The following is a 14,760-nucleotide window of genomic DNA, read 5'->3' on the forward strand; positions in this document are numbered from 1 at the left end:
AAAAAAATTTAAAAATTACTAAAAGGTGCCTCACGAAAATAGTACGTGTTAGGTCTAAAAAAGTGCAATTTCGGGTTTTTGTATTAAAAAAAGGTAAATTTGGGGTATTCCTGTTTTGACGAGAAAGCCTTGATTTCGATATGGGTCTAAGATGGATAACAGTTTTAGCGATTGGTGCAATCTTAGCAATTGCCTTGTCCTCCTTTTTAGGCGTTTTCGAGGAGAAGGTAGATTTCAATACCCAGATAAAACCACTCCTTAACAAAAACTGCATTGCCTGTCATGGCGGCGTAAAAAAGGCCGAAGGTTTTTCGCTGCTTTTCAAACACGAAGCGCTGGCTCCCACCAAATCCGGCAAGTCGGCCATCATTCCCGGCGATGCCGCCGCCAGCGAAATGATCCGCCGTTTGACGTTGGACAATCCCGACGAACGAATGCCGCTGGACGCTCCCCCGCTGAAAGAAGAAGAAATTGAGTTACTCAAAAAATGGATCGATCAGGGCGCTGAATGGGGCGATCACTGGGCTTATACTCCCGCCGAAAAACCGGAACTACCTAAAATCGGAACGTTTTGGAGCCGCCTGGGCTGGACTGAACACGAAGACCATGCATGGATTAAAAACGAGATCGATTATTTTGTGCTGAATAAACTGCGGGAGCAAAAGCTAAAACCATCGCCCGAAGCGGACCGGGCCACGTTGCTGCGCCGCGTTGCTCTCGATCTGACGGGCTTACCGCCCACGGAGCAGGAAGTAGCGGATTTCGTGGCGGATCAATCGCCGAATGCCTACGAAAAAGTGGTGGATCGGTTGCTGGCTTTGCCCGCCTACGGGGAGCGCTGGACGGCCCTCTGGCTTGATCTGGCCCGCTACGCCGACACGAAAGGCTACGAACGGGACGGCGGCCGGAAAATATGGCGTTACCGGGACTGGCTCATTAAAGCCTTTAACGAGGACAAGCCTTTCGACCAGTTTGCCATTGAGCAACTGGCGGGCGATTTGCTCCCCGACCGAACGGACGACCAACTCATAGCAACCGGCTTTCACCGGAACACCATGAACAACGATGAGGGCGGTACGGTGGACGAGGAGTTTCGCGTGGCGGCCCTGCTGGATCGGGTCAATACCACCTGGGATGTTTTTCAGGGGACGACTTTTTCGTGCGTGCAGTGCCATAGCCACCCCTACGATCCGTTTGTGCACGATGAATACTACAAATACCTCGCCTTTTTCAACAATACCCGCGACGAGGATGTGCAAAGCGAAACGCCCACCTTGCGGTTTTACAAAGACAAAGACTCCATTAAAGTAGCTGAATTGCAAACCTGGCTGACCAGCCACACGAAAAATCAGCAACAGGTTCGGGAGTGGATGGATTTTATTCGGGTAACAGAGCCAAAAATAAATTCACACGACTTTGACCAGTACGTAAACGCTTCTCTGCTGGATGCCAAGTTTTTCGGTTTTCAGCACGGCGGTTCAACGCGCATCAAGCATGTTGACCTGACCGGCGCCAATCGACTGGTAATGGCCTGGGGAACAAACGCCGACAAAGCCGTTGTCACGCTTCGGCAGGACAGCCCGACGGGCCCCGCTGTGTTGACCTTGCCTGTGCCTAAAACCGGCAACGCCTGGAAAGATACCGTGGTCATCTATGCCCTGCCCGAACTCAAGGGACGCCATCATCTTTACCTGACGCTGGATAGCCCCAAACAGCCCAAAGAATGGGTGATGGTAAAATGGGTGTCGTTCCGGCCAGCATTTCCAGGAAGCGAAAGTAAAGACGGTTCGTTGCTGAGTGAGGTGGAACAAAAGCTGAGCCAGGTGCTGAACGCCAGCGTCGAAACAACACCGATCCTGTATGAAGGGAAAGGCGACTTGGCCCGAAAAACAACAATTTTTGAGCGCGGTAACTGGCTGGTAAAAGGAAAACAAGTGCAGCCCGATGTACCTAAATCGCTTCCCGCCTTGTCGCCGCAGGAGCCACGCAACCGCCTGGGTCTGGCCCGTTGGATGGTGCGACCGGACAACCCGCTGACGGCCCGCGTAGCAGTAAACCGCTTTTGGGAGCAGCTTTTCGGAACGGGCATCGTCGAAACGGTCGAAGATTTTGGAACCCAGGGAATACAACCTACGCACCGCGAACTGCTGGATTTTCTAGCTGTGGAGTTTAGCACAACCGATCAGTGGTCGGTGAAAAAGCTGTTGAAAAGGCTGGTGTTATCGGCAACCTACCGCCAACGCTCGGAAGCCACGCCGGCATTAATCGCTGAAGATCCTTTCAACCGCTGGCTGGCCCGGGGACCGCGCGTGCGGTTGAGCGCCGAACAAGTGCGGGATCAGGCGCTGGCGGTCAGTGGCTTGCTCAGTCCGAAGATGTACGGCCCCAGCGTCATGCCACCCCAACCGGCGGGCATCTGGCAATCGCCGTACGATGGGGCAAGCTGGAAACTAAGCGAGGGCGAAGACCGCTACCGTCGGGCGCTGTATACCTACTGGAAACGTACGGCCCCGTATCCGTCGATGATCACGTTTGATAGTCCGAGCCGGGAGTTTTGCCAGTTGCGCCGCCTCCGTACCAATACGCCGCTACAGGCACTGGTCACCCTGAATGATACCGTTTACATTGACGTGGCCCGAAAGCTGGCGGGAGTGATGCAGCAGGGCGGTAAAACACCGGAACAAAAAATTCAGGCGGGTTTTCGACGGGTCATGCTGCGCGATTTAACACCTAAAAAATTAGCGGTTCTGGCTCGCCTGTATCGAAACACCGAAAAAGAATACCGGGAAAATCGGGCGAGTGCCGACAAATTAATGGCTTGTTCGGGCGCGGCTCCAGAAATGGCGGCCCTGACAGTTACGGCGAATACCATTTTGAATCTGGACGAGGTACTTACGAAAGAGTAATGATGAACAACCTGCTGAAAGAACTCCAACAAGCTGCCCTGCAACGCGAAACGCGGCGGCATTTTTTGCATACTTGTTCCACGGGTCTCGGGGCTATGGCTATGGGGTCGGTGTTGGGAAGCTGTGGTTTTCTGGATAAATCCGACAAGGGCAGCGCAGCAGTGGCGGCTGGTCAGGCTGCCGGAGCGCCCATGACACCCCGTTCGTCGCTGTTTACCCCCAAAGCAAAGCAGGTAATTTACATCCACATGGCTGGGTCACCTTCGCAGCTGGAACTCTTTGATTATAAGCCCGAACTGGTCAAATACAATGGCAAAGACTGTCCGCAGGAATTGCTGGAAGGGAAAAAATTCGCGTTTATCCGGGGCGTACCCAAAATGCTGGGGCCACAGGGAAAGTTTGCGCAATATGGCCAGTCGGGAGCCTGGGTGTCGGATTATTTGCCCCATTTTCAGAACGTGGCGGATGAGGTAACGTTCCTGAAAGCCATGTATACCGACCAATTTAATCACGCGCCGGCGCAGTTGCTGATGCACACGGGCAGTGCGCGTCTGGGACGGCCCAGCATTGGGTCATGGGTGACGTACGGGCTTGGCTCCGAAAACGACGATTTGCCGGGTTTTATCGTATTGGCGTCCGGCGGCAAGCAACCCGACGCGGGCAAATCTATCTGGGGAAGTGGCTTTCTGCCAACGGTTTACCAGGGCGTCCAATGCCGTACCGACGGTGATCCGGTGTTGTACGTCTCGAACCCGGACGGCATGAGCCGCGATATTCGCAAACAAACGATTGATGCTATTACCGAAATCAACCAGCAGCAATACAATGACGTAAAAGACCCGGAAATTCTGACGCGGATTTCGCAATACGAGATGGCGTTCCGGATGCAGATGTCGGTGCCTGATGCAATGGATTTAAAAGGCGAGCCGCAATACCTGCTGGATATGTACGGCGTTGATCCCAACAAAGGGTCGTTCGCGCGGAACTGCCTGCTGGCACGGCGGTTGGTGGAGCGGGGTGTTCGCTTCGTGCAGTTATTCGATTGGGGTTGGGATACACACGGAACCAGCTCCGACGGAGCCATTGAAATAGGGCTTCGGGATAAGTGCAAGGAGTCGGATCAGGCGGTGGCAGCCCTGCTGAACGATTTGAAACAGCGCGGTTTACTCGATGAAACGCTGGTGGTTTGGGGCGGCGAGTTTGGCCGGACCCCCATGCAGGAAAACCGCGATGGCCAGACGTTGCCGTTTATGGGTCGGGACCATCACCTCGAAGCCTTTACGGTCTGGATGGCGGGCGGTGGCGTTAAGAAAGGCTTTAGTTTCGGAGAAACGGACGACATTGGCTATTACGGAGTAAAAGACAAAGTACATATTCACGATTTACAAGCTACTATTTTACATTTGCTAGGCTTTGATCACGAGAAACTTACCTACCAGTTTCAGGGGCGGCCTTTCCGCCTGACCGACGTGGCAGGCAAGGTGATAACGCCAGTTTTAGCCTGAAAACAGTATATTTATAGCTGTAAGATTTCATCAGCTACAAGTAAACGCACGACCGCATGAAACACGTCATCTACCTGCTTGCTCTAATCAGTTTTACGTCTTACGCCCAAACGTATGATCTCGTTATTAAAAATGGCCGAATCGTAGATGGAACAGGAAACCCCTGGTATTACGCCGACCTGGGTATAAAAGCGGGCAAGGTGGCGCAGATCGGACAAATTCCTGCGACCAGTGCCAAAGCGGTGATCGACGCCAAAGGCCAAGTCGTAGCGCCTGGGTTCATCGATGTGCATACGCACGTGGAAGGCAGCCTGGAAGAGCGTCCCGGTGCTGAAAATTTCATTTACGACGGGGTCACTACCTTGGTAACGGGCAACTGTGGCAGCTCGGCAACCAACCTGAAAATGTTTTTTGACTCGCTGCGGTTAAAAGGCATTACACCCAATCTGGCCGCGATGGTAGGGCACAATACCGTTCGTTTCAAAGTGATGAAAACGGCCTTCCGCGATCCAACGGTCAAAGAACAGGCGGAAATGGAAGTGCTGGTTGCGCAAGCCATGAAAGATGGGGCAGTCGGCCTATCGACGGGCTTGATTTATACGCCGGGAACCTACGCCAAAACGCCCGAAGTGGTGAATCTGGCCAAAGTAGCCGCCCGGTACGGGGGCGTTTACGCGTCCCACATTCGCGATGAAGGCGAGAACGTTAAAGCAGCCATCGAAGAGGCCATTCATATTAGCCGCGAGGCCGGTATTCCCGTCGAAATTTCGCACTTCAAGGTAGCCAGTAAGCCGATTTGGGGCACTAGCTCGGAAACGATTGCTCTGGTTGAAGCCGCCCGGCGGGAAGGTATGGACGTAACCATTGATCAATACCCGTACACTGCTTCGAGTACTTCGCTGGCTAGCATTGTTCCCTCGTGGGCGCTGGCTGATAGCGACTCGATGGTGTTGGCCCGCTTCCGGGATTCGGAAACCCGCGTCAAAATTCGGAAGGAGATGCTGGCTTCGCTCAAAAAAAACAATCGCAAGAGCTACGACTACGCCGTGGTGGCGTATTATGCCCCCGACACGACTTACAACGGCATGAGCATTTCGGCGATTAATCAGAAATTAGGCCGAAAATCGAACGCGGCTACGGAGGCCGATCTAGTGATGGAATTGATGGAAAAAGCCGACATGAAGCGCATCCAGATGGTTTACCACACCATGTCGGAGGTAGATGTCGCGAACATTCTGCGGTACCCTAATACCATGATTGCGTCCGACGCCGGAGTCGCGAAGTTTGGCTCTAACATGCCCCACCCGCGCGGATACGGCACCAACGCCCGCGTGCTGGGTCGCTATGTGCGGGAGAAAGCCGTTATTCCGCTAGAAGATGCCGTTCGGCGCATGACTTCCTTGCCTGCCCAGCGTTTCCGGCTGGCCGACCGGGGTTTGCTAAAACCAGACTACGCCGCTGATATTGTGATCTTTGACGAAAAAACGGTTGGGGATGCGGCTACCTACGAAGCGCCCCATGCGTATTCAAAAGGATTTTCGTACATTCTGGTAAACGGGGTTCCGGTTGTGGAAAATAGCAAGCATAACAACCAGCGCCCGGGACAGATCTTACTAGGCAGCGGAGCGGCAGCCGGAAACATTGCTAACGCGCAAAAATAAGCCGGCTATGGAGGGGAATTGGCGTGAAAAAACGCTCGAAGAGTTAGAAGCAACAAGCTGGGACGAGCCGGATTTTGCCAGTGACACCGTGCAGAAAACACACGCGCTGCGCAAAACGCCTTTGGCCCGCTTTACGGCAGAAGATGTGCGTATTCTGATCAGCCAGCGTATTTCGTTACCCTATCTGGTGCCGCTAGCCATTGAAAAGCTTCAGCAGAATCTGTTTGTTGAAGGAGATTTTTACCCCGGCGATCTTTTACAAAGTGTGCTTTCCATCGATGAAGCATTCTGGGTGAATAATCGGGCTTTGTGGCGACAGGTTTTTGAGTTGATTCGTGACCGAATGTGGGAAGTGGAAGAGCGGTACATTAACGCTGAGCCCTTCCTGGAATTGTCGTAATAACCTAAGCTCGTCCTAGAAAATAGTGCCTTTTCCTAGACCCTTATGAAAATTTTGTTGTTGCAGGCCGCCGTCGCAGCACCGTCGGAATGGGCCTTGTTTTTCGGACATTTTCACCCGTTGATTGTCCACCTGCCGATTGGTTTTCTCCTGATTGCGGGACTGCTGGAAATTGACCGGCTGACGCGTCGGCAACGGGTGGCGTCGCACACCGTTACCCTGATTTTGTTCTGGTCGGCGGTGAGCGCAACGCTGGCCTGTATTTTTGGGTATCTGCTTTCCTTAACTGGTGGTTACGAGGAAGAAACGCTGGAAAGCCACAAATGGCAGGGGATTGGGGTGGCTCTGTTCTCGTGGGTTGCCTGGGCCGCCAAATACGAAAAATGGAGTCATAAAATTTCGTTTGGACAATTGCTGTACCTGCCCGCGCTGGGCGTTTCGTTGCTGTTACTGCTATCCACCGGACACTTGGGCGGGGCACTTACCCACGGCTCCGACTACCTGACCCAGCATACGCCCGAACCACTGCGCTCACTGGCAGGCATCCCGCCCCGGCCCGAAAAAGAAGTGGCTATGCCAGCCATTACCGATGTGAATCAGGCCTTGGTATACGAGCAAATTGTGGGTCCAATTTTGAAAAGCCGCTGTATTCAGTGCCATAACGCCGAAAAATCGAAAGCGGATTTGCGGTTGGATACGCCGGAAATGATTCAAAAAGGCAGTGAAGACGGTCCCGTGCTGGTAGCGGGGAAAGCCGTTGATAGCGAACTGATTAAGGTTTGTCTGTTGCCGCTGGAAGACGACCAGCACATGCCGCCCAAAGGCAAAACCCAACTCACAGAAAGCCAACTTACATTGCTCACCTGGTGGATTAACGAAGGGGCTTCGTTCAACAAAAGAGTGGCGGATTTGAAAATAACCGACGACGTGAAACCTGCGTTGGCTGCTTTGGGTGGTGGGAATGCGCCGGATGGTAGTTCTGCGAAAACAAACGGGCCAACCGAGTCACCGGTACTGGCTTTAAAGGTGGCCGCCCCGGACGCCAAAGCAATTGAGGCGCTAAAAAAGGCCGGCTTACTGGTTATGCCTTTAGCCAAAGACCAGCATCTGCTGGAAGTAAGCGCGGTAAATGCCCGATCTTTTAACGATGCCCAAGCCGCGTTGCTGCTTCCCTTAAAAGAACAGATTGTCTGGTTGAAGCTGGGGAATACGCCGATTACGGACGCGGCCATGAGCCAGATTTCCCAATTGAAAAATCTTCAGAAACTGCACCTGGAGCAAACCAAAATTACTGATGCGGGGCTAAAAACTTTGACCGGACTGCCGTATCTGGAGTATTTAAATCTCTATGGAACAGCCATTACTGATGCGGGAATGAGTAACCTAAGTAACCTGAAAGCGTTGAAAAGTCTTTATATCTGGCAAACAAAAGTGACCGAAGCGGGCGTGGAGGCCCTGAGAAAAGCGAACAATTCGGTAGAGGTCAATACGGGATTGGCAGAAAATAGCATCGCGGATTTTATCAAACCAGCCGATTCAGCAGCATCAAAAGCTAAAGGAACAAAATAGGACGTTTTTGGGATTAATTGGGATAATGAGTTAACTTAGTAGCTGCTAGGCAATTGCCTGACAAGTTGACTATTCCTTACCTAACCTATGAATCATTGGCTTGCTACTCGGCTTTTTCTGGCGGGAGTCACGCTTCTTGCCTTTAGCTGGACCTCATGCAGCCGGGTCGAAAAGCCCGCCGAAATTCTGGCGGTGGAACAGCAACTGCCCGAAAAAGTTGATTATAACCTGCACGTAAAACCCATTCTGTCGGATCGCTGCTTCGCCTGCCACGGCCCCGATAAAGCCAAGCAACAGGCTGGTCTGCGGCTGGATACGCCCGAAGGGGCTTACGAAGCCTTAGCCGAAAGTGGCAAACGAGCCATCGTCCCGGAAAATTTAGCCAAGAGTGAGCTTTACCACCGCATTGTCAGCAACGATCCAGATTATCGGATGCCTACGCCAGAATCCAACCTGACCTTAACCGCTGAGGAGAAAGCCATTTTGGTGCGGTGGATCGAGCAGGGAGCAGAATATAAGCCGCACTGGTCGCTGGTCAAGCCCGAAAAACCCGCCTTACCGGAAGTCAAAGAAAAGCAGTGGGTGCGCAATGACATTGACCAATTTGTGCTCAAAAAGCTGGAAGAAAAAGGCCTGAAACACGCTGCGGAAGCGGACAAAGCGATGCTGCTGCGGCGGGTTACGCTGGATTTGACGGGTTTGCCGCCCAGCCCGGCAGAGGTCGATGCGTTTCTGGCTGACCAGTCGCCCAATGCGTACGAGAAAGTAGTGAACCGTTTGCTATACAGCCCGCAGTACGGCGAACGGCAGGCGGCGGAATGGCTCGATGTGGCACGGTATGCCGACACCCACGGGTATCAGGACGATGGCATGCGTACCATGTGGCCTTACCGCGATTGGGTCATTAAAGCATACAACCAGAACTTACCTTACGATCAGTTCATTACGTGGCAACTGGCGGGCGACATGCTGCCGAAGCCCGCGCAGCCGGAAAAGGCCCGGGATATACTCATCGCCACGGCCTTTAACCGGAATCACCAGCAAAGCCAGGAAGGAGGCATTGTGGACGAGGAATACCGCGTGGAATACGTCGCGGATCGAACTAATACGTTCGGGAAGGCCATGCTGGGATTGACCGTCGAGTGCGCGCGTTGCCACGACCACAAATACGATCCCATTAGCCAAAAAGATTACTTCTCGTTATTCGCTTTTTTTAACAGCAACAACGACCGGGGGCAGATTCCGTATAACGGGGAGGCCGCCCCGACCATCACGCTAACATCTCGGGAAGCCGAAGAAAAGCTTCGTTTTATCCATCAGAAATTAAAGCCATTACAAGCAGATCTCTTACCAAATCGTCCTGATTACCAGCGCCGATTCAGTCAATGGATAGGGCAGGCAGAGCAAAGTTTGCCTTCGGCCATAACGACGGGTTTAATTGCGCATTACTCATTTGATGAAGCCGATCCGTTGGACTACGCTGCCTGGACCAAAGCCGAAGAGGAAAAAAGTAAGCGGGAAGAAGCCCGGCGGAAACAGGAGGAAACCAAGCGGAAAAAGCCAGCGCCCAAGCCAGAGAAGTCCGTAGCGAAGCGAAAAATGAAAGCCGAACTAGATAAAGATCCGCGCAATCTTTTTGTTAATTCGGTGAATGACACGCTCCCCGCCCGACTGGGTGGCGACCCCGAAAAATATGCCCAAAGTGTGCCGGGACGTTTTGGCAAAGCGCGTTTTCTACCGGGCGACAGCCAGATTCAACTCCCATTCGACTTCGCGGTATTTGAACAGAATCAGCCTTTTACGATCAGTAGTTGGTTTAATCTGGCGCAGTTGGGAACGGAAGCAACGCTTTTGGGGCGCACCACGGGACCCATGGACGGCCAACGGGGCTATCAGCTTGATTTGCTGAAGGACGGGCGGTTGAAAGTTACCCTTAGCCACGTCTGGCCGGACAATGCGCTGGATATCGAAACGATTGACAAAGTACCGGTTAAAAAGTGGTTTCAGGTCGCTTTTACGTACGATGGTTCAGGCCAGGCGAAGGGCTTGTCGCTGTACCTGAACGGTCAGCCCGCCCGTACCAAAATCATTACCGATAACCTGAAACACAGCATTATCTACGGAAAAGACTGGACGCACTGGGCGCAGCATCCGTTTTACATTGGCCGCATGCACGATTATTTCTACAAGAACATTGCCGTCGATGAACTCCGCATTTACGACCGTTGCCTAACTTCTCTGGAAATGCCCCAGTTGGCCGGGCAACCGGATGCCTTGTCGGCGGCTTTGCGAACACCCGCTCCGAAACGAACTCCTGCCCAACGAGCTGGGCTGTACAATTTCTACGTAACGGTTGTTGACACGACTTACCGCGCGGCGCATAAAAAAACCATGCAGCTTCGCGGTGACGAATTGATGCTGTACACCAACGCCGATCAGGTGATGGTGATGCGCGAGCGCAGGACGCCCCGCAAAACGTTTCTGCTCAAACGGGGCGCTTACGATGCGCCCGGCGAAGAAGTTAAACCGGCAACCTTGTCGGCGTTTGGAACAATGCCCGCCGAGTTTCCCCGCAATCGGCTGGGGCTGGCCAAATGGGTACTGAGTAAGAATAATCCGCTGTTTGCGCGCGTGATCGTGAATCGGGTTTGGCAGCAGTATTTTGGGCAGGGTCTGGTAAAATCAAGCGACGATTTCGGGAATCAGGGGGCCTTGCCTTCGCATCCCGAATTACTGGATTACCTGGCCATTCAGTTTCGCGAGGGGGGTGGCGGCACATCGCCCTGGAACATGAAAGCGTTGCATAAACAGATTGTCATGTCGGCTACCTACCGGCAGTCGTCAGCGGTTTCGGATGCCGTTCGGGAAAAAGATTTCGACAATACTTACCTGTCGCGGGGGCCGAGTTACCGCCTGTCGGCGGAGCAGGTGCGCGATGTGGCTTTAGCGGCCAGCGGACTCTTAACTCGCAAAGTCGGGGGCGGTAGCGTTTATCCCTACCAGCCCGCTGGCATCTGGGAAGCCTTAGCCACCCGCAACGCCACAAAATACGTACAAAGCCACAACGACAGTTTGTACCGACGGTCGATGTATACATTCTGGAAACGCTCATCACCACCGCCCATGATGCTCAATTTTGATGCGTCGGAGCGGCATTTCTGCATTGTCCGGCGGCAAAAAACATCGACCCCTTTGCAGGCATTGGTTACACTTAATGATCCACAATTGGTAGAGGCCGCGCGGGTGCTGGCCCAGCAGCTGTCGCAGGAAAAAGAAGCAAAAGAAAACATCAATTTCCTGTTTAAATCGGTGATCAGTCGGGCGGGACGTTCGCAAGAAATCGCGCTGATGCAGCAATTATATGAAGAAGAACTGGCTGATTTTAAGAGAGATAAGAAACGAGCGAAAGACTTAGTAGCCGTTGGCGAATACCCTTTAAAAACTCGGCTTCCGGCTCCTGAGCTGGCTGCCTGGACCGTGGTGGCGAGTACCATTATGAATTTTGATGAAGCAATCATTAAGCGATAAAACAACAAGTAGATGGCTGATCTTCAGGACGAAATACACGACCAGTTAAGTCGGCGTAATTTTTTGGGGCGTGCCAGTGCCGGTATCGGTACATTGGCGTTGGCCTCCCTGCTGAACCCTAAAGACCTGTTTGCGGGCGGGACAAAACCAGGTGAAAGCGGCGCTTTGGGGAAACCGCATTTTCCGCCGAAAGTGAAGCGAATTATCTACCTGTTTCAGAGCGGAGCGCCATCGCAACTGGACTTATTCGACTACAAACCCAAGCTGGAAACGATGTGGGGGCAGGACCTGCCGGAATCCATTCGGAAGGGCCAGCGCCTGACGGGAATGACCGCCGGACAGAGCCGGTTTCCGCTGGCTGCTTCGAAGTTTCGTTTTGCGCAACACGGCCATAGCCGGATGTGGGTCAGTGAGTTACTGCCTTATACGTCTAAAATTGTGGACGAATTATGCTTTATCCGCACATTACATACCGATGCGATCAACCACGATCCGGCGGTTACTTTTTTCCAGACGGGTTCGCAGCAGGGCGGGCGGCCTTCGTTTGGTTCGTGGGTGAGCTACGGGCTTGGGTCGGATAATCAGAACATGCCGGCTTTTGTGGTGCTGCTTTCCAAAGGCCGGGATGGCGATCAGCCCCTTTATGCCAAATTATGGAGCAATGGCTTTTTGCCCTCTGTGCATCAGGGCGTCGTTTTTCGCTCCGGTCCCGACCCGGTTTTCTACCTCAACAACCCACCCGGAATTGACAAAACCAGTCGCCGCCGGATGCTGGATTACCTGGCTAAAATGCATCAGGAGCAGTACAAGCATGTCCTTGATCCAGAGATCAATAACCGCATGGCGCAGTATGAAATGGCGTATCGAATGCAAACTTCGGTGCCCGAAACGCTGGATATTGGCAAGGAGCCTCAATACATCTTTGATCTTTACGGACCTGACTCGCGGAAGCCGGGGACGTTTGCGGCCAATTGCCTATTAGCCCGAAAATTGATTGAAAAAGACGTCAAGTTTGTCCAACTTTACCACCAGGGTTGGGATCAGCACGGAAACTTGCCGAACGATATAAAGATTCAGGCCAAAAGCGTCGATCAGGCGTCGGCAGCTTTGGTGATGGATTTGAAGCAGCGTGGTCTGCTGGATGAAACGCTGGTGATTTGGGGCGGCGAATTTGGCCGGACAAACTATTCCCAGGGCAAGTTATCGAAAGAAAATTACGGTCGTGATCACCACCCGCGTTGCTTTACGGTCTGGATGGCCGGAGCAGGTATTCGGAAAAGCATGGTGTACGGAGAGACCGACGAATTTGGGTATAATATCATTCAAAATCCCGTTCATGTGCATGATTTCCAGGCTACGCTGCTGCACCTGATGGGCGTCGATCACGAGAAACTCATCTTCAAACACCAGGGCCGACGCTATCGGCTAACGGATGTGCACGGTAAAGTGATCAAGCCCGTGCTGCTATAGCCTTTCCAACAATTCTCTGTTGAAAAGGATTTATTAATAAACCACCTTTTTGATAGACATGACTTGGACGGACTTTTGGAACAACATAGAGCAACTAGGACCGGAAATTGACCGCTGGTTGCGGCATAACCGAAAACTTTCGGGCTGGATTTTACTGGCAATTTCGGTCGCAGCCGGACTGCTGGTCAATTTTATAGTGGCTCAAATTGTAAAGCTCGTTTTGCGTCGGCGGAATGCTGAAGTTTTGGGCTTATTGCGGCAACACATTCGGTCTGCTTTTTACTTTTTTGTCCCTTCGCTCTTTTTTCTCATCATCACTAACGTTCAGGAGCGGGCATTCCAACGCTATCCATATGCGTCGAAAATAGCCGAGATTGCGTTTGTTATCGCCACGACCTGGCTGGTTGTTCAGCTGATGAAGGTCGCCGAGCGGTTGATTATCCGGCGCTACGATACGGCCAACGACGTCAATCTGCACCTCCGTAAATTTGTTACGCAAATTCAGTTTATCCGGCAACTGCTTTCGATTGCGGTGGTGGTGATTGGCTTTTCGATTATGTTGCTGACGTTCAATGGCGGACGCAAAATTGGATTGAGCTTTCTGACCTCCGCCGGGATTGCCTCGGTCATGATTGGTTTTGCGGCACAACGTACCATTGCGAACTTATTGGCGGGCATTCAGATTGCCTTTACCCAACAAATCCGGGTTGATGATGTGGTGGTGGCTGAGCAGGAGTGGGGCCGTATCGAAGAAATCAACCTGACCAATGTCGTGGTGCGTTTGTGGGATCGCCGCCGGTTGATTTTGCCGATTACGTATTTTATCGAAAAACCTTTTCAGAACTGGACGCGCTCGCAGGCTTCCGTGCTGGGTTCGTCCATGTTTTACCTCGATTATAACGTGCCCGTCGATCAGGTGAGAGCGAAGGTGAAGGAATTAGTCGAAAATAATCCTTTGTGGGATCGGGAAGTGTGCGTCGTTCAGGTCACCGATACGAAGCCGACTTGCATCGAAATACGCGTGCTTACGTCAACCCGCAATTCGGGTGAAGGCTTTGATTTACGGTGTTACATTCGGGAAAACGTTATTGTATTTCTCCGCGAAAATTATCCGGAAAGCTTGCCCGTTACGCGCTTGCAAATGGCAGCATCAGCCGAAAATACCTTCCGGCAGGGTGAAGGTGAATTTTTTAAGAATACCTGAAATTCACCTTCGATCCCGGTCGAAACGCAAAGGCTAATTTTTGCTTCGTATGGTTTGCATACCCAGCCCAAAGGTCGCGGCATCTTCGACCAGCGCCAGATAAGGGTCTGGGATTCCCTGCTTCTCCGTTAACTTCGTGCGTAAGTAGAAAAAGGCGTAAGAACTGGCGATGGCGGCCAGACCACCGATGACTGCACCGATAGCCGCTTTCTTTCCGTCCAGTTCAGCAACCACGGCTCCGCAGATGGCCCCGGAAGCAATGCGTCCTACTAGCACCTTTGGCTCGATGCGATCGGAAGCAAAAGGAAGTTTATCGCCAAATACTTCGCCTGCCGCCATGACTTTGAAAGCGTTTGCCGCAATGGGTGAGCTAAAAAAGCGAACAAGGCCACTCGGATTAGCTCCGGCACTTTGTTCAATCAGTTGCTGGCTGGCAAAAGCAGGTGCCATCATGCTGCGCATTCCGGCTAAAACGCCCATTTTAGCCGCGTTTACATAGGTGAAAATCATAAAGTTA

9 protein-coding genes are annotated in these 14,760 nt (G+C 52.5%); 8 read left to right on the forward strand and 1 reads right to left on the reverse strand.

Going from position 1 to position 14,760, the window contains the following annotated elements:
* Positions 1 to 140 precede the first annotated feature (140 nt).
* The 8 genes from L0Y31_RS09960 (at position 141) to L0Y31_RS09995 (ending at position 14,243) form a co-directional block, all read left to right on the forward strand.
* Positions 141 to 2,906: a DUF1553 domain-containing protein gene (locus L0Y31_RS09960; protein ID WP_234736980.1), complete on the forward strand. Its 2,766-nt coding sequence runs from the start codon at positions 141 to 143 to the stop codon at positions 2,904 to 2,906.
* A 2-nt stretch (positions 2,907 to 2,908) separates the two neighbouring features.
* The gene (locus L0Y31_RS09965; protein WP_234737150.1) at positions 2,909 to 4,411 is read left to right on the forward strand and encodes a DUF1501 domain-containing protein; all 1,503 of its coding nucleotides are present in this window, start codon (positions 2,909 to 2,911) and stop codon (positions 4,409 to 4,411) included.
* A 56-nt stretch (positions 4,412 to 4,467) separates the two neighbouring features.
* Positions 4,468 to 6,072 carry an N-acyl-D-amino-acid deacylase family protein gene (locus L0Y31_RS09970; RefSeq protein WP_234736981.1) on the forward strand — a complete coding sequence of 535 codons (1,605 nt, stop codon included), beginning with the start codon at positions 4,468 to 4,470 and terminating at the stop codon, positions 6,070 to 6,072.
* Between the two features lie 7 nt (positions 6,073 to 6,079).
* On the forward strand, positions 6,080 to 6,472 hold the full coding sequence (locus L0Y31_RS09975) for a contact-dependent growth inhibition system immunity protein (RefSeq protein ID WP_234736982.1): 393 nt from the start codon (positions 6,080 to 6,082) through the stop codon (positions 6,470 to 6,472).
* A 45-nt stretch (positions 6,473 to 6,517) separates the two neighbouring features.
* Positions 6,518 to 8,041, forward strand: coding sequence for a c-type cytochrome domain-containing protein (locus tag L0Y31_RS09980; protein WP_234736983.1), 1,524 nt, complete (start codon positions 6,518 to 6,520; stop codon positions 8,039 to 8,041).
* A gap of 87 nt (positions 8,042 to 8,128) precedes the next feature.
* Entirely contained in the window at positions 8,129 to 11,569 is a 3,441-nt protein-coding gene (locus L0Y31_RS09985; RefSeq protein ID WP_234736984.1) for a DUF1553 domain-containing protein, read from the forward strand.
* A 12-nt stretch (positions 11,570 to 11,581) separates the two neighbouring features.
* On the forward strand, positions 11,582 to 13,039 hold the full coding sequence (locus L0Y31_RS09990; RefSeq protein ID WP_234736985.1) for a DUF1501 domain-containing protein: 1,458 nt from the start codon (positions 11,582 to 11,584) through the stop codon (positions 13,037 to 13,039).
* Positions 13,040 to 13,097: 58 nt separating this feature from the next.
* The gene (locus L0Y31_RS09995) at positions 13,098 to 14,243 is read left to right on the forward strand and encodes a mechanosensitive ion channel family protein (RefSeq protein ID WP_234736986.1); all 1,146 of its coding nucleotides are present in this window, start codon (positions 13,098 to 13,100) and stop codon (positions 14,241 to 14,243) included.
* A 33-nt stretch (positions 14,244 to 14,276) separates the two neighbouring features.
* Here L0Y31_RS09995 and L0Y31_RS10000 read toward each other — a convergent pair whose 3' ends face one another.
* Positions 14,277 to 14,753, reverse strand: a complete 477-nt coding sequence (locus L0Y31_RS10000) for a DUF4126 family protein (RefSeq protein WP_234736987.1) — start codon at positions 14,751 to 14,753, stop codon at positions 14,277 to 14,279.
* Positions 14,754 to 14,760 lie beyond the last annotated feature (7 nt).

Origin of the sequence: Tellurirhabdus bombi (assembly GCF_021484805.1) — a bacterium.
GTDB classification, from domain to species: Bacteria; Bacteroidota; Bacteroidia; order Cytophagales; family Spirosomataceae; genus Tellurirhabdus; species Tellurirhabdus bombi.